General features: G+C 72.6%; 19 protein-coding genes. 11 read left to right on the top strand and 8 right to left on the bottom strand.

The features are described from left to right. Positions 1–8 precede the first annotated feature (8 nt). Complete coding sequence (locus tag KUG41_RS03740) at positions 9–572, bottom strand: hypothetical protein (RefSeq protein ID WP_216901228.1); 564 nt, start codon at positions 570–572, stop codon at positions 9–11. Positions 573–618: 46 nt separating this feature from the next. Here KUG41_RS03740 and era point away from each other — a divergent pair, with 46 nt between their 5' ends. The 6 genes from era (at position 619) to larB (ending at position 4,762) form a co-directional block, all read left to right on the top strand. Beyond that, positions 619–1,623 carry a GTPase Era gene (era, locus tag KUG41_RS03735; protein WP_254216800.1) on the top strand — a complete coding sequence of 335 codons (1,005 nt, stop codon included), beginning with the start codon at positions 619–621 and terminating at the stop codon, positions 1,621–1,623. A 96-nt stretch (positions 1,624–1,719) separates the two neighbouring features. Next, positions 1,720–2,244, top strand: coding sequence for a phycobiliprotein lyase (locus tag KUG41_RS03730; RefSeq protein WP_216901226.1), 525 nt, complete (start codon positions 1,720–1,722; stop codon positions 2,242–2,244). A gap of 7 nt (positions 2,245–2,251) precedes the next feature. Next, complete coding sequence (gene trmD, locus KUG41_RS03725) at positions 2,252–2,947, top strand: tRNA (guanosine(37)-N1)-methyltransferase TrmD (RefSeq protein ID WP_216901224.1); 696 nt, start codon at positions 2,252–2,254, stop codon at positions 2,945–2,947. Positions 2,948–3,027: 80 nt separating this feature from the next. Next, positions 3,028–3,513, top strand: a complete 486-nt coding sequence (gene ispF, locus KUG41_RS03720; protein ID WP_216901222.1) for a 2-C-methyl-D-erythritol 2,4-cyclodiphosphate synthase — start codon at positions 3,028–3,030, stop codon at positions 3,511–3,513. Further along, entirely contained in the window at positions 3,510–4,028 is a 519-nt protein-coding gene (locus tag KUG41_RS03715; protein WP_216901220.1) for a TIGR03792 family protein, read from the top strand. The genes ispF and KUG41_RS03715 overlap by 4 nt, the downstream gene beginning before the upstream one ends. After that, positions 4,025–4,762, top strand: coding sequence for a nickel pincer cofactor biosynthesis protein LarB (gene larB, locus KUG41_RS03710; RefSeq protein WP_371734016.1), 738 nt, complete (start codon positions 4,025–4,027; stop codon positions 4,760–4,762). The genes KUG41_RS03715 and larB overlap by 4 nt, the downstream gene beginning before the upstream one ends. On the opposite strand, the gene KUG41_RS03705 is transcribed toward larB, so the two are convergent. The 5 genes from KUG41_RS03705 to KUG41_RS03685 all read right to left on the bottom strand — a co-directional run bounded on the left by KUG41_RS03705 (position 4,736) and on the right by KUG41_RS03685 (position 8,291). Next, positions 4,736–4,894, bottom strand: a complete 159-nt coding sequence (locus KUG41_RS03705) for a hypothetical protein (RefSeq protein WP_216901218.1) — start codon at positions 4,892–4,894, stop codon at positions 4,736–4,738. The genes larB and KUG41_RS03705 overlap by 27 nt on opposite strands. A gap of 63 nt (positions 4,895–4,957) precedes the next feature. Continuing rightward, entirely contained in the window at positions 4,958–5,902 is a 945-nt protein-coding gene (locus tag KUG41_RS03700) for a DUF1517 domain-containing protein (RefSeq protein WP_216901216.1), read from the bottom strand. A gap of 27 nt (positions 5,903–5,929) precedes the next feature. Further along, complete coding sequence (thiS, locus tag KUG41_RS03695; protein WP_216901214.1) at positions 5,930–6,184, bottom strand: sulfur carrier protein ThiS; 255 nt, start codon at positions 6,182–6,184, stop codon at positions 5,930–5,932. Then, positions 6,181–7,260, bottom strand: coding sequence for a thiamine phosphate synthase (locus KUG41_RS03690; protein ID WP_371734020.1), 1,080 nt, complete (start codon positions 7,258–7,260; stop codon positions 6,181–6,183). Before KUG41_RS03690 ends, thiS begins: the two co-directional genes overlap by 4 nt. A gap of 86 nt (positions 7,261–7,346) precedes the next feature. Further along, positions 7,347–8,291 (bottom strand): bifunctional riboflavin kinase/FAD synthetase, encoded by a 945-nt coding sequence (locus KUG41_RS03685; protein ID WP_216901212.1) that lies wholly within the window; start codon positions 8,289–8,291, stop codon positions 7,347–7,349. A gap of 63 nt (positions 8,292–8,354) precedes the next feature. Between KUG41_RS03685 and KUG41_RS03680 the strand changes: the two genes are divergently transcribed. Further along, complete coding sequence (locus KUG41_RS03680) at positions 8,355–8,936, top strand: DUF3611 family protein (RefSeq protein ID WP_216901210.1); 582 nt, start codon at positions 8,355–8,357, stop codon at positions 8,934–8,936. Here KUG41_RS03680 and surE read toward each other — a convergent pair. Further along, complete coding sequence (gene surE / locus KUG41_RS03675) at positions 8,921–9,739, bottom strand: 5'/3'-nucleotidase SurE (protein ID WP_216901208.1); 819 nt, start codon at positions 9,737–9,739, stop codon at positions 8,921–8,923. The genes KUG41_RS03680 and surE overlap by 16 nt on opposite strands. 75 nt (positions 9,740–9,814) lie before the next feature. Here surE and pheS point away from each other — a divergent pair, with 75 nt between their 5' ends. The 4 genes from pheS to KUG41_RS03655 are packed head-to-tail and all read left to right on the top strand — an operon-like array spanning position 9,815 to position 13,000. After that, positions 9,815–10,822, top strand: coding sequence for a phenylalanine--tRNA ligase subunit alpha (gene pheS, locus KUG41_RS03670; RefSeq protein WP_216901206.1), 1,008 nt, complete (start codon positions 9,815–9,817; stop codon positions 10,820–10,822). 41 nt (positions 10,823–10,863) lie between these two features. Continuing rightward, positions 10,864–11,790: an NAD(+) kinase gene (locus KUG41_RS03665; RefSeq protein WP_216901204.1), complete on the top strand. Its 927-nt coding sequence runs from the start codon at positions 10,864–10,866 to the stop codon at positions 11,788–11,790. Next, a complete protein-coding gene (locus KUG41_RS03660; protein WP_216901202.1) occupies positions 11,787–12,488 on the top strand; it encodes a response regulator transcription factor in 702 nt (233 codons plus the stop codon). Before KUG41_RS03665 ends, KUG41_RS03660 begins: the two co-directional genes overlap by 4 nt. Beyond that, the gene (locus KUG41_RS03655; RefSeq protein ID WP_216901200.1) at positions 12,485–13,000 is read left to right on the top strand and encodes a DUF192 domain-containing protein; all 516 of its coding nucleotides are present in this window, start codon (positions 12,485–12,487) and stop codon (positions 12,998–13,000) included. The genes KUG41_RS03660 and KUG41_RS03655 overlap by 4 nt, the downstream gene beginning before the upstream one ends. Here the strand turns inward: KUG41_RS03655 and cbiE are convergent. Beyond that, positions 12,954–14,249, bottom strand: coding sequence for a precorrin-6y C5,15-methyltransferase (decarboxylating) subunit CbiE (gene cbiE / locus KUG41_RS03650; RefSeq protein WP_216901198.1), 1,296 nt, complete (start codon positions 14,247–14,249; stop codon positions 12,954–12,956). The genes KUG41_RS03655 and cbiE overlap by 47 nt on opposite strands. Positions 14,250–14,284 lie beyond the last annotated feature (35 nt).

Raw genomic sequence — 14,284 nt, 5'->3', positions numbered from 1 at the left:
AGGCTGCCTCAGGCTTCGGCCACCGCTTCGATCGCTGCGGCGATGGCCAGCCTCTGCTCGGCGTCATATCCCCATCGGTCGAGAAACGCCCTGTCCGCCACCACGGCATGGCAAGGGTCCTCCCGGTCCCCTGCGGCCGCCAGAAGGGATTCCAGACGCCGCTTCACCGCCACCGGTTCGAGCTGACGCAGCAGTTCCGTGCTGCGCAGCTGCACCCGCTCCGACCCGGCCTGGTGCTCCTGGTCACCCGAACGGCTGTGGTGCAGGGTCATGGCCGTGCTCATCGCCAGGTTGCGCGCGGTGAGATCCACCACCCCCTCGCCGGCCTGCCGCAGGGAGGCCACCAGCGGTTCGGGCAGACGGTCCATCAGGGGGGCGTCGCCGGTGAGGCTCACCACGAAGAACCCCCGGGCGCCATCCCGACTGGCCACCAGTTCCCCCACCCGGTCAGCCAGCACCTCGTCGCTGAGCTCCCCCGCCTCCCAGAGCCCCAGCCACTGGGCCGTGATCTCCATCGCCTGGGGAAAGGTGGGCTGCAGCGGCGTGTCGGTCAGGGGAGCGGCATCGGTCATGGCGGCGTGTGGGCGGCGGGGCCCATGGGCTGGCAGTGTTGAGGCTATGGACCCGAGCGCCCCGACCGCCAGCCCCGACGATGCCCACCCTTCCGAAGGGGCCGCACCGCTGGCGTCGACCCCGGACGCACCCTTCCGCTCGGGCTTCGTGGCCCTGATCGGGAGGCCCAACGTGGGCAAATCCACCCTGCTCAACCAGCTGGTGGGCCAGAAGGTGGCGATCACCTCCCCCGTGGCCCAGACCACCCGCAACCGGCTGCGGGCCATCCTCACCACCCCGTCGGCCCAGCTGGTGCTGCTCGACACCCCCGGCATCCACAAGCCCCACCACCTGCTGGGGGAGCGGCTGGTGCAGAGCGCCCGCGGGGCCATCGGCGAGGTGGACGTGGTGCTGCTGCTGGTGGATGCCAGCCAGCCGGCCGGCCGCGGTGACGGTTTCATCGTCGACCTGCTGCGCCACAGCCGGGTGCCGGTGCACGTGGCCCTCAACAAGAGCGACCGGGTGGGGGCGGACGCCGAGGATCTGGCCGCCACCTACCGGGAACTGCTGGAGGCGGATGCCGAGCGCCCCCGCCACTGGCCCCTGCATGCCTGCAGCGCCCTCCGGGGGGACGGCTGCACGGCCCTGGTGGAGGCCCTGGCCGCCGACCTGCCGCCGGGGCCGATGCTGTATCCCGCCGACGCGGTCAGCGATCAGCCGGAACAGCTGCTGCTGGCGGAACTGATCCGCGAGCAGGTGCTCAGCCTCACCCGCGAGGAGGTGCCCCACTCGGTGGCGGTGCGGATCGAGCGGATCGTCGAGGACGAGGCAGGCGGCAAGGGCAAGGAACGCACGGCCGTGCTGGCCACCGTGCTGGTGGAACGCAGCAGCCAGAAGGGGATCCTGATCGGCAAGGGCGGCCAGATGCTCAAGGCCATCGGCCAGGGGGCCCGGCTGCAGATGCAGAAGGTGTTCGACGGCCCCGTCTATCTGGAGCTGTTCGTCAAGGTGGTGCCGAACTGGCGCAGCCATCCAGGAAGGCTGGCCGAGCTGGGCTACCGGGGCGACTGACCCCTGCCCCTCGGTTCCGCGGACGCACCGCGGTGGCCCGGGGTTTGCGAGGATCCCCCCAGGGCCCGACCGTCCCGATCTCCCGCCGCCCCTGCCGTGACCAGCGCGACCGAGCCCCCCGCCCCGCCCGTGATCGCCCCCTTTCCCCCCGAGACGATCGAGGCCTTCCTGGTGTGCTGTGCCGGCGAATGGCTCTCGCTGCGCAGCTGTTTCCGCCTCGAGGAGCCCCCGGCCGCCGCCCCCGAGGCTGAGGCCAGCTGGCACAGTTCCGAGCGCGGCGACCTGAAGGTGGCCTACCTGGCCCCGGAGGAGCAGGGGGAACCCGGCGGCCTCGAGATCACCCCGCCCGCCGGCGGCCGTCACCGGCTGCAGTTCCGCCCGGACGGCCGCTTCCAGGGGAGCGCCGCCGATGGCGGTGTCACCGGCGGCCACTGGCAGCTGTGGCCGGACGGCAGCCTGGAGCTCACCAGCGAGCGGGAGAACGGAACGGTGAAGGAGCGGATCTGGTTCACCAAGGCGAACCTGCGCCTGCGCAGCAGCGTCGAGCACCGCGCCGACGGCCGCCCGGGCCAGGCCAGCTTCAGCTCCGAGATCCGGCGACTCAGCCGGCCCGCCGGCTGAATCCAGCATGCGCTTCGACGTGGTGAGTCTGGTGCCGGACGCCTTCACGCCCCTGCTGGGGCTGGGGGTGATCGGCCGGGCCTTCGCCGCCGGCATCGCCACGCTCCACACCCACAACCCGCGCGACCACGCCACCGATCGCTACCGCAAGGTGGACGACGTGCCCTACGGCGGCGGCGCAGGCATGGTGCTCAAGCCCGAGCCGGTCTACGCCGCGTTCGAGGCGATCCCGGTGCTGCCGCGGCGGCGGGTGCTGCTGATGAGCCCCCAGGGGCGGCCGCTGCACCAGAGCGACCTGCGCCGCTGGGCGAGCGACCACGACCAGCTGGTGCTGCTCTGCGGCCACTACGAGGGCTTCGACGAACGCATCCGGGCCCTGGCGGACGAGGAGGTGTCCCTGGGCGACTTCGTGCTCACCGGCGGCGAACTGCCCGCCCTGGTGGTGATCAGCGGCGTGGTGCGGCTGCTTCCCGGCACGGTGGGCTCCCCCGACTGCCTGGAGGACGAGAGCCACAGCGGCCTGCTGCTCGAGCACCCCCACTACACCCGGCCGGCCGAGTTCCGCGGCATGGCGGTGCCGGAGGTGCTGCGCAGCGGCGACCACGGCGCCATCGCCCGCTGGCGCCAGGAGCAGCAGGAGGCCCGCACCCGCCAGCGGCGGCCGGACCTCCATGCCCGCTGGCAGAACGGGCCGCAGGCCTGAGCCTTCGGGTCTGGCAGCGGCCTCCCGGTTCGCACCGCAGGGTCCGGCCGACGACACTGGGGCTGCATCACCCGCCCCCCATGCAGCTGCGCATCGGCAACGGCTACGACATCCACCGCCTGGTGCCCGGCCGCCCCCTGATCCTGGGCGGGGTGCGCCTGGAGCATCCGGAGGGCCTGGGGCTGGACGGCCACAGCGACGCCGATGTGCTCGTCCACGCCCTGATGGATGCCCTGCTGGGGGCCCTCAGCCTGGGGGACATCGGCAGCCACTTTCCGCCCGACGACGAGCGCTGGCGGGGGGCCGACAGCCTGATGCTGCTGGAGCGGGTGATGGAGCTGGTGCGGGAGCGGGGCTGGCAGGTGCTCAACGTCGACACGGTGGTGGTGGCCGAACGGCCCCGGCTCCGGCCCCACATCACCGCCATGCGGGCCTCCATCGCCGCCCGCATGGGCCTGGATCCAACCCTGGTGGGGGTGAAGGCCACCACCAACGAGGGGCTCGGGCCCACGGGCCGGGAGGAGGGCATCGCCAGCCACGCCGTGGCCCTGCTGCTGCTGCCATGAGTCGACGTCTTCCAGGCGGGCTGCTTAGCCTGCTGATCCGTTTCTGGCTGGTGGTGCTCGTGCTGGCGGGTCTTCCCGGCGATGGCTTCGCCCGCAGCACTGAACCCCCTGCCCAGGGCCGGAACCCCGACGGGGCGCCCGTGGTCGAGCTCCTGCGGGTGAGCGTGCCCGCAGATGCCCGCCAGGCCTGGCGGCAGGCGGAACAGGAAACCTGGGAACCCTGGCTGCAGCGCAAGGACGGCTTCCTGGGCCGGGAACTGCTCTGGGATGCCGAACGGGAGGAGGGCGTCCTGCTGATCCACTGGCACAGCCGCCATCAGTGGCTGGCCATCCCGGAGCGCGAGATCGCCGCGGTGCAGGGCCGCTTCGAGGCCGCGGCCCGCCGGGCCCTGGCCACCGATTCCGGATCCGGCTCCGCCGGGGGCGCCAACCCCTTCCCACTGGTATTCGCCGGCGAGCTTGAGCCCATGGGTGCAACCAGGTCCAGGGTCCCCAGCGCCAGGGAGATGCCGTGAGCGGGGATGACCTCAGCGGGGACGCCCGGCTGGATCTGGGCCGCCGCCAGCGGCTGGGCATGGTGGAGGCGGTGTGGGGGGAGCACAAGAGCGCCGAGCAGATCGCCGCGGTCATCCAGGGGCTGCGGCAGGCAGGGGAGCTGGCGCTGGTGACGCGGGTGTCGGCGGAGAAGGCCGCCGCGGTGGAGCGGCAACTGGCCCTTCGCGGCGACGGGACGGGGAGCATCGCCCTGCCTGTGCACCATCCTCTGGCCCGCTGCCTCACCTGGCCCGATCCGCCGCCTGTCGACCCCTCCCTGGGCCGGGTGGCGGTGCTGAGCGGCGGCAGCAGCGACAGGGCGGTGGCGGCGGAAGCCCGTCTGGCTCTGGCCTGCCACGGGGTGGCCAGCGACCTGGTGCTGGATGTGGGCGTTGCCGGGCTGCACCGGCTGCTGGGCCAGCTGGAGGGACTGCGCCGGGCCCGGGTGCTGATCGCCTGCGCCGGCATGGAGGGAGCCCTGCCCACCGTGCTGGCAGGCCTGCTGCCCCAGCCGGTGATCGGCGTGCCGGTTTCGGTGGGCTACGGCGTGAGTGCCGGGGGTCAGGCGGCCCTGATGGGCATGCTCGCCAGCTGCGCTCCCGGCCTCACCGTGGTGAACATCGACAACGGCTATGGAGCGGCCATGGCGGCCCTGCGGATCCTGCAGCTGACGGCCGGGACGGTCCCGTCAGCCACCGGGGCGCAGGGGTCCTGAGGGCGGACCATCCATCTCCAGGACGGCCTGCAGCCAGAGGGTGAGGGAGCGGGGCAGACGTCCCTGTTCGTAGCGTTCGATGGCCTCGAGCAGCACGGTGGTGTTGACCCAGCTGATCCGGCGCGGAACCATCGGATCGCATGCGTCTGGACCGCAGTGTGGGTGCCCGAGGCTGGCCAGGCAAGGCCTCGGAGGTCAGAGGTGCTGCAGTTCGGGATAGGCGGTGATCACCTGCTCGGTGCTCAGCACCTCGCCGGCACCCTCCGGCTGCCAGATCACCTCCAAGGCCAGCAGATCATCGGCGCTCACGGCCCCCAGCTTCTGCAGGGAATCCCGCAGGTCCTCGGCGGAGCGGGCCCCTTTGATGGGCACTCGGTTGCGGCTGGCCACGAGCAGGGTCACCACGATGAAATCGCTGGTGGCATCACTCACTCCGGGGGCCACGGCCGCAGGCTCGCTGAAGCGGCGACCGGCCACGTTGGCGGTGAGCTCCCGCTCCAGCTTGCTGCGCTCCTGCATCGAGAGCCGGTTGAAGGTGGATTCGGCGCTGGCGAAGGGCACCTGGCCCACCTCGCCGTTGGCGTACACCCAGAGATCGGGGTGGCGCAGCAGGGACAGGCTGGTTTCCTGCAGGACCCTCTGCAGGCCGGTGCTGTTGGACGTGTCCGCCACGCCGGCCAGGCGCCGCAGGTCGTTCTGGAGGTCACGGGCGGAGGCCAGCAGCCCCACCTGAATCTGGGCGATCGAGACGGGGCCGTCAGGGCGGGCCTGATAGGTCATGGCGGAACCGGAACCCGGCAGGCCCGAGCCGCCGCCGCCGCCCCGGAGGGCGTTGACCACCACGCCCACCACCGCCATCAGGATCAGGAAGCCGAACAGGCCTCCGCCCCCGAAGCCGAAGATCGGCACGATGAAGGGGAAGCCGATGCCGCCGCCCCGGTAACCACCGCCGTAACCGCCGCCATACCCACCACCACCGCCGTAGCTGCGGGGAATGGAGGGGGCCGAGCGGAAGCTGCCGCCACCGATGCGGCCGCCGCTGGCGGCCTGGGCCGGCTGGGGCGCAGTGACCAGCAGGCCAGCCATCAGCAGGGGCAGGACCATCAGGCCGGCCAGACGCCGAAGCAGGCGATTTCCCATCATCTCAGCCATCGCAATGGCTGGAATCTAGGAACCACCCCCCACGATGGTGACCACCTCCAGCACATCGGATTCCACCACTTCCTGGGTCGACCAGTGATGCCGGCCGAGAATCTTGCCGTTGAACTCCACCACCACCAGACGGGGCTGGTAGCCCAGGGCCAGCAGCATCGCGTCGAGCCGCAGGCCGGCAGGACAGCGGCGCTCCTCGCCGTTCACCTGCAGGCGGATCTCCCCGATACCGGGCGGTTCGGCTCCCGACTCCTGCGGATCTGTCCTCATGCCGCGGTCTCCAGACCGGCCAGGAGGGCGGCGGCGGCGGCGGCCGGCTGCTCCGCCGCCGTGATCGCACGCACCACCGCCACCCGATCCGCCCCGGCGCGGCGCAGCTCCGCCAGGTTGGCCACCTCGATGCCGCCGATGGCGAAGAACGGCAGGGGACTTTCCGCCGCCGCCTGGGCCACGTAGGCCAGCCCCACCGGCTCCCGGCCGGGTTTGGTGGGGGTGGCGTTCACCGGCCCCACGCCCACGTAATCGCAGCCGTCGGCCACCGCCTGGCGCAGCTCCTCGAGCCGGTGGGTGCTGCGGCCGATCAGCCGCTCCGGTCCCAGCAGGCGACGGGCCACGGAGGGGGGCAGGTCTCCCTGGCCCAGATGCACGCCGTCGGCCCCCACCGCCAGGGCCAGGTCGATGCGGTCGTTCACCAGGAACAGGGCACCGTGGCGATGGCAGAGCTCCCGCAGGACGCCGGCCTGGGCAAAGCGGGCCCGGTCGTCGGCGGGGGCCCCGGCCAGGCCGCCATCCTCAGGCTTGGCGCGGTACTGAACCAGCCGCACCCCGGCCGCCAGGGCGGCGGCCACCACGCCCTCCAGGTCCGGCTCCGGACGGGTGACCAGGTACAGGTGGCAGCGGCGCAGCAGGGCCCGGCGCTCGTCGCCGCCCCGACCGGCCTGGAGCAGGTCCACCTCCAGGTCGTAGAGGGCATAGCGGCAGGCCGCGGCTTCGCTGGCCAGCAGGGGATCCTCCAGGCGGCCGAACTCCTCCAGCACCCGCAGGGCTTCCTGCACCCGGGCGGCGTTGGCGGCCAGCACGGCGGCACCGTCCGCTCGCTCGGCCTGGGCCGGATGGGCCATGCCCGCGGCCGGGTCACTGGCGGTGTGGCGGGCCCGCTTGTAGCGGTCGCGGTGCAGCCCTCCCAGGCGCTGGCGCAGATCCTTGCTGCGGGCCACCAGATCGGGGCGATCCAGGGCGAAGCGGGCCCAGTCCTCGAGCACCCGCAACCCCTCCCGGGCCCGGTCGAGGTTGGCGTCCAGCAACCGGTCGATGGCGGCGCGCTCGAGGCCTGGCGGCGACGGGATGGGGGACTCAGACGTCACCGGACCGGGGCAGGTGAGCTCTCCAGGGTATGGGACAGATTCGCGCGGGGTGGGCAGCGGCGGGCGGCTCAGAGCACCCCATCCCGGGCAAGGCAGTCCTGCCGGGCCTGGTCCGCATCCCGCCGGATCTGAGCGCTGAGATCCTCAAGGCTGGCGAAGGCCTGCTGGCGCCGCAGCAGCCGCAGGGGCTGCACCGTCAGCCGCGCCCCGGCCAGCTCGAGCCGGCGGTCGAGCAGGTGCACCTCCACCGCCGAGGGAGCCAGGGGATCCACCGTGGGCTGGGGGCCCAGGTTCATCACCGCCGCCATCGCCGGCTCGTCGCCATCACGCCAGGCCAGGGCGGCATAGACCCCCTCCAGGGGCAGGAACTTGCGACCGTCCACCTGCAGGTTGGCGGTGGGCCAGCCCAGGGTCCGGCCCAGGCCCCGGCCGCTCACCACCTGGCCACTGAACCGGTAGGGACGCTCCAGCAGCCGTTCGGCCTCGCCGATGTCGCCGGCCGCCAGGGCGCGCCGGATGCGACTGCTGCTGACCCGCTCGGTCCCATCCCAGAGCATGGGCACCACGCGGACGTCGATGCCGTGGGCGGCGCCGATGCGGGCCAGGTCGTCGGCATCGCCGCTGCGGGCGACCCCGAAGCGGAAGTTGGTTCCCACGGCGATGCGCCGCGCCTGGAGCCGATCCGCCAGCACCTGGACCACGAACTGCTCCGGAGTGAGCGCCGCCAGGGGCAGGGTGAAGGGCACCAGCACCAGCTGGCGGATACCGAGGGGTTCCAGCAGCGTGAGCTTTTCCTCGGGCAGATCCAGACGCAGCCGGGGTTCCCGGTGAAGCACCTCCCGGGGATGGGGCCAGAAGCTGACCACGGTGGGCACCACGACCTCGTCCCCCGGCAGCAGAGAGTCCGTGACCGCGGCGATCACGCGACGGTGGCCCTGGTGCAGCCCATCGAAGCTGCCCAGGGCGATGGCGGTGGGGCGCAGGGCGTCCTGGGGATCGTGAAGCGGGATCAAAGGCGTGCGCCCTCGCCGCCAGGATCCTCCCATGGCAAGTTTGGAGTCGCCGTTCCCCTCTCCATGGCCGACCAGCTGGACCTGCAGCGCATGGCCAATGCTCTCCGCCGCACGGGCTGGGTGCGCTTCTGGGTCCAGCTGGCCCTCGGGGTGGTGGTGGTGGTGGTGCTGATGTTCAACAACATCGGTGGCCGGCTGGCGGCCAACTCCTCTCGCGCCCTGGGGCTGGGGCCCGGCCTCTCCCTCACCACCCTCTCGTTCCTGGTTCTGCTCTGGAGTCTGTGGCAATCCTGGCTGGTGGTGCGCTGCGGCCGTGCCCTGGCCAGCCCGGTCCGGCCCAGCAAGGGGGAGACCTCCCGCCTGGTGAAGCGGGGCCTGGTGGCCGATGTGGCCGGCCTGACCCTGGCCGCCGTGGGCTACCAGGCCCTGGCCGGCAGCCTGTTCGTGCAGGCCTCCCAGCAGGTGCCCGGCTTCCTCGGGGCCCAGTTGCAGGCGACACCGGGCAGCGGCGGCCGGGTGGTGGGGCTGCCGATCACCTCGATCGAGATGCTCTCGGTGCTGAGCAACACCCAGGTGCTGTTCGCCCACGTGATCGCCCTGATCCTGAGCCTGTGGCTGCTCCAGCGGGTCTACCGCAGGAGCTGATCACTGCGGCCGACGGCCTCCAGGGCGGGCAGGGAAGGGATCGAACCACGCCAGAAGAGTTCGGGCTGCAGGGGGGTGAGGGAAGAGCCGCCCTGCCGCACCCAGGCCACGTCGGTGGGCCAGTCAGCCGGGCCGGCTCCGGTGCCCTCGAGATCATCGACCACCTCACCGGCCAGCCAGTAATAGGTACGGCCCCGGGGGTCGGTGCGCTTCTCGAACTGGTCGATGTAGCGGCGCACGGCCGTGCGGCACCAGCGCAGCGGACCCAGGCTCTCGGCGGGGTGGGGGGGCACGTTGAGGTTGAGCAGCAGCCCCTCGGGCCAGCCGGCCGCGTGCAGGCCCTCGGCCACGTCGAGGGCCAGGGCCGCGGCCGCCTCGAACCGGCGCCAGTGGAAATCGGCGCTGCTCACCGCCAGGGCCGGCAGACCCTCGATCGTCCCCTCCATGGCCGCTGAGACCGTGCCGGAATAGAGCACGTCGGTGCCGAGGTTGGGGCCGTGGTTGATGCCGGAGAGCACCAGATCCGGGGGCTGCTCCAGCAGCCGGAACAGGGCCAGCTTGACGCAATCGGACGGCGTGCCGCTGCAGGCCCAGGCCGTGACACCGGCGGCGAACAGCTCATCGGCCCGCTCCGCCCGCAGGGGCGTCTGCAGGGTGAGGCCATGGCCGGTGGCGGACCGTTCCCGGTCGGGACAGACCACCGAAACCAGGTGGCCGCGGCCGGCGGCTTCGGCGGCCAGGGCCTGGATGCCGTCGGCGAAAACCCCGTCGTCGTTGCTGATCAGGATCCGGAGCGGTGCCATCAGCCCTGGGCAGAGGGGGACTGGCGGCAAGTTAGACGCTGCTGCCTACAGTCGTTTCCTTCTTTGATCCGTACCGTGAGCGCCACCGTCAGCCTGCAGCAGCTCACCGACCAGCTGGAGTGCCTGGAAGCGGAGGCGGCTGCCACCATCGCCGCCGCCGCCGATGCGGCGGCCCTCGAAGACCTGCGGGTGGGTCTGCTGGGCAAGAAGGGTCGCCTCTCCGGAGTGCTCGGGGCCATGGGCCGGCTGCCGGGAGAGGAGCGGCCCCTGGTGGGCCAGCGGGCCAACGTGCTCAAGGAGCAGGTGCAGCGGCTCCTGAGCGAGCGGCTGGAGGCCTTGCGCAGCGCCGCCATGGCCGAACGGCTGGAGCGGGAGAGGCTCGACGTGACCGCTGCCTGCAGCTACGTGCCGCCGGGCCATCGCCATCCCCTGCAGAGCACGATCGAGGAAATCGTCGACATCTTCGCCGGTCTCGGCTACCGGGTGTCGGAGGGGCCGGAGATCGAGACCGACCACTACAACTTCACCGCTCTCAACATCCCCGAGCACCACCCCGCCCGTGACATGCAGGACACCTTCTACCTGGGGGGCGACCGGTTGCTGCGCACCCACACCTCCCCGGTGCAGATCCGCCACCTGGAAGCCAACCCGCCGCCGGTGCGGGTGATCGCCCCGGGCCGGGTCTACCGCCGCGATGCGGTCGATGCCACCCATTCGCCGGTGTTCCACCAGGTGGAGGTGCTGGCTCTCGACGAGGGACTCGACTTCAGCCACCTGCGCGGCACGGTCACCACCTTCCTGCAGCGGTTCTTCGGCGATCTGCCGGTGCGCTTCCGGGCCAGCTATTTCCCCTTCACCGAACCCTCCGCCGAGGTGGACGTGCAGTGGCGGGGCCGCTGGCTGGAGGTGATGGGCTGCGGCATGGTCGATCCGGCGGTGCTGGAGGGCCTGGGCATCGATCCGGAGCGCTGGAGCGGCTTCGCCGCCGGCCTGGGCGTCGAGCGCTTCTGCATGGTGCGCCACGGCATCGACGACATCCGCCGGCTCTACAGCAGCGACCTGCGCTTCCTGGAGCAGTTCTGATCTCCCCCCATAAACTCGAGGGGCTCAACCGCCTGCGATCGGTGCCCCGGGTCGGACTGATCGTCAACGACGGCAAGGATCTGGCGATCAGCACCGCCGACCTGATCGAGGCCCGCCTCACCGCGGCCGGCCTGGAGGTGGCGCGGGTCAGCAGTTCGGGCGGCGTGGTGGGCTTCGCCAACCCCGACCAGCACCTGCGCTCCAGGGGCTACGCCGCCTGCGTTCCAGCCAGCTTCGATCAGGAGATGGCCCTGGCCCTGGTGCTCGGGGGGGATGGCACCGTGCTCTCCGCCGCCCGCCAGACCGCCCCGATCGGCGTGCCGATCCTCACCATCAACACCGGCCATCTGGGCTTCCTGGCCGAGGCGTACCTCAAGGACCTCGACCAGGCCCTGGCCCAGGTGGTGGCCGGCGACTGGACCATCGAGGAACGCTCGATGCTGGTGGTGAGCGTGATGCGCGGCGAGCAGCGGCGCTGGGAGGTGCTCTGCCTCAACGAGATGGCCCTGCACCGGGAGCCCCTGACCAGCATGTGCCACTTCGAGGTCGCCATCGGCCGCCACGCCCCGGTGGACATCGCTGCCGACGGGGTGATCCTCTCCTCCCCCACCGGCTCCACCGCCTATGCCCTGAGCGCAGGCGGGCCGGTGATCAGCCCGGACTGTCCTGTGCTGCAGCTGACTCCCATCGCCGCCCATTCCCTCGCCTCCCGGGCCCTGGTGTTCAGCGACCGGGAGCCGGTGACCGTGTTTCCCGCCACCCCCGAGCGGCTGATGATGGTGGTGGACGGCAGCGCCGGCTGTTACGTCTGGCCCGAGGACCGGGTGCTGGTGCGCCGCAGCGACCACCCGGTGCGCTTCGTGCGCCTGGCCGACCACGAATTCTTCCAGGTGCTGCGCAACAAGCTGGGCTGGGGCCTGCCCCACGTGGCCAAGCCCGCCGGCAACCACGCCGATGCGCCGCTGTGACCAGCTCCGCCGATCCGACCCTGGTGTTGCTGCTGGGGCCCGAGGCCGCCGGCCTGGCCCCGCGGCTTGAGGTGTCCGGCTACCGCGCGCTGTTGCAGCAGCCCGAGGCGGACGACCCCTCCGCGACGGCGGTGGCGGCGGTGGTGCTGTCGACAGGCAGTGAGGAACGGATCCCAGAACTGCGGCGGCGGCTGGGGGCCCGCCCCCTGCTGCTCGGCATCGCCCGCGACGATGTGGAGAGCCGCAGCCACTGTCTGGAGTGCGGCGCCGATGATTTCTGGCTGCCCAGCCTCGGCACCAGCGACCTGCTCACCCGCCTGCGGCTGCACCTGGGCAGGCCCAGGGGTGCGGCCCCCTCTCCCGTGCCGGTGTCCGCCCTGCTGCAGGTGGGCGACCTGCGGGTCGATCCGGTGGCGCGGCAGGCCTGGCGCGGCCCGCGCCAGCTCACCCTCACGGCCCGGGAATACCAGTTGCTGCTGCTGCTGCTGCGTCACCGGGGAGCGGTGGTGAGCCGGGAGCAAATCCTGGAGGAGATCTGGGCCGACCAGGGGGGAGGGGCCAGCAACGTGATCGAGGTCTATGTGCGCTACCTGCGCCAGAAGCTGGAGCAGGAGGGGGAGCGGCGGCTGATCCACACCGTGCGGGGCCGCGGCTACAGCCTCAGCGATGGGCGGCCCCCCGCTGGGGGCCTGCCATGAGGCCCTTGCTCAGCCTGGCCTGGCCCATCGCCGCCTCGCTGGCCCTGGTGGGCTGCGGCGCGGAGCCGGGACGCTCCCAGGTCCCACCCCAGGTCCTGCCCATCACGGCCCAGTGGTGCCTGGAGGGGCCGCCGCCGGCCCGCTGCATCCAGCTGGAGGTGCCCCGGGGTGAGCGCCAGTACGCCATGGGCCTGCAGATGCGGCCACCGCTGCCGTCCCTGCGGGGCATGTGGTTCCCCTATGCCCCGCCGGCCCTGGCCCGCTTCTGGATGCACCGCACCCCGTCCCCCCTCGACATGCTGTTCATCCGAGACCGCCGGGTGGTCGCCATCGAAAGCGCCGTCCCCCCCTGCATGCAGCTGCCTTGCCGCAGCTACGGCCCCGACACGCCGGTGGACGGCGTGCTGGAGCTGGGGGCCGGCCAGGCCGCCGCCCTGGGCATCGCCGTGGGCACCCCCGTGCGGATCACACCGCTGGCGGGCGTGAACCCTTCAGCACCAGCACCGGATTGAGGGGGGCCAGGCGGGTGCCCTCCGCCAGGGGGGTCCCCCGCCAGGCCTGGATCTGGGTGACGCCCACCCCCAGGCCGGCCTGCTCCAGCGGGGGTCGCAACTGGGCCAGGGCCTCCAGGGTGGCCAGGGGCAGCACCACGATGCCACCGGGCCGCAGCCTGGCCAGCACCGCCGCCAGCAGGGCCACCCGCCCCCTGCCGCCGCCGCCGATCAGCACCCGGTCGGGGTCGGGGAGATCCTCCAGGGCCGCAGGGGCCTCCCCTTCCCGCACCCCCGCCGGCCGCACCCCCAGCCGTTCGGCGTTGGCGCCGATCAGGGCCGCGGCCCCGGCCCGGCGCTCCACCGCCCAGAGCTCCAGGAACGGCCGCAGCCGCAGGGCCTCCAGCCCCACCGATCCCACCCCGGCGCCGACATCCCACAGCACGCCACGCTCGGGCAGCTCCAGGTCCGCCAGCAGCTGGAGGCGCACCTCCCGCTTGGTCATCAGACCCGGCTGATCGGCATGCTGCAGCCAGTGGCCATCGGGGATGCCGAACAGGGGCAGGGCCTCGGGCGCCACCGGGGCCGGCTCGGCGGCGATCAGCAGCACCAGGTGCAGGGGATCCAGATCCTCCGGCAGGGGATCGGTCGGGGCCAGCTGAAGCAGGCGCTCGGCGGGATGGCCCAGCCGCTCCCCCAGCCAGACTTGGTAGGCGGCCTCCAGACCCGAGGCCGCCAGGATCCGGCGCACCTCGGCGGCCCCGCCCCGGGCGGGATCGGTCAGCACCGCCAGGGCGGCGGGACGCTGCTGCAGGCGCGCCGCCAGGGGCTCCGGGTCCCGGCCGTGCAGGCTGATCCAGGAGGCGTCCTGCCAGGGTCGGCCGAGGCGGGAGAAGGCCAGCTGCAGGGAGGTGGGGGCGGGATGGAAACGGAGGCGGTCGGCGGGCAGGTGCTGCAGCAGCAGGCGACCGATGCCGAACCAGAGGGGGTCGCCGCTCGCCAGCAGCAGCACCCGCTGCCCCTCGGCCAGGGCCTGCTGCAGCCGCGGCATGAGCTCCTGGAGCCGGTCGCTGGCCAGCAGCTCAGGGCCCGGCCCGGGGGCGCACCAGCCGTCGAGATCCGCCAGCAACCGCTGGGGCGCGGCCACCAGATCGGCCCGGCGGATCTCGTCCTGCCAGTGGCGGGAGAGGCTCCTCACCCCGGCGGCATCGGTGCCCAGCACCTCCAGCAGCGAACCCTCCAGCCGTGCCACCACACCACTGCTGGCCATGATGCTCCCGGAAGCGCGCCCGCCACGCCCCGGCC

Source organism: Synechococcus sp. CCY 9618, from assembly GCF_019038415.1.
Lineage (GTDB): Bacteria > Cyanobacteriota > Cyanobacteriia > PCC-6307 > Cyanobiaceae > Cyanobium.
The sequence above is the reverse complement of the archived record's forward strand: the minus strand, read 5'-3'. Positions and strand labels throughout refer to the sequence as shown.

Bases quoted from the DNA above. Each gene is read 5' to 3' on its own strand.
- KUG41_RS03715 (WP_216901220.1), top strand. From the start codon at position 3,510: ATGAGTCGACGTCTTCCAGGCGGGCTGCTTAGCCTGCTGATCCGTTTC.
- KUG41_RS03700 (WP_216901216.1), bottom strand. From the start codon at position 5,902: ATGGGAAATCGCCTGCTTCGGCGTCTGGCCGGCCTGATGGTCCTGCCC.
- ispF (WP_216901222.1), top strand. From the start codon at position 3,028: ATGCAGCTGCGCATCGGCAACGGCTACGACATCCACCGCCTGGTGCCC.
- era (WP_254216800.1), top strand. From the start codon at position 619: ATGGACCCGAGCGCCCCGACCGCCAGCCCCGACGATGCCCACCCTTCC.
- thiS (WP_216901214.1), bottom strand. From the start codon at position 6,184: ATGAGGACAGATCCGCAGGAGTCGGGAGCCGAACCGCCCGGTATCGGG.
- KUG41_RS03705 (WP_216901218.1), bottom strand. From the start codon at position 4,894: ATGGTTCCGCGCCGGATCAGCTGGGTCAACACCACCGTGCTGCTCGAG.
- KUG41_RS03655 (WP_216901200.1), top strand. From the start codon at position 12,485: ATGAGGCCCTTGCTCAGCCTGGCCTGGCCCATCGCCGCCTCGCTGGCC.
- KUG41_RS03740 (WP_216901228.1), bottom strand. From the start codon at position 572: ATGACCGATGCCGCTCCCCTGACCGACACGCCGCTGCAGCCCACCTTT.
- surE (WP_216901208.1), bottom strand. From the start codon at position 9,739: ATGGCACCGCTCCGGATCCTGATCAGCAACGACGACGGGGTTTTCGCC.
- trmD (WP_216901224.1), top strand. From the start codon at position 2,252: ATGCGCTTCGACGTGGTGAGTCTGGTGCCGGACGCCTTCACGCCCCTG.
- cbiE (WP_216901198.1), bottom strand. From the start codon at position 14,249: ATGGCCAGCAGTGGTGTGGTGGCACGGCTGGAGGGTTCGCTGCTGGAG.
- KUG41_RS03680 (WP_216901210.1), top strand. From the start codon at position 8,355: ATGGCCGACCAGCTGGACCTGCAGCGCATGGCCAATGCTCTCCGCCGC.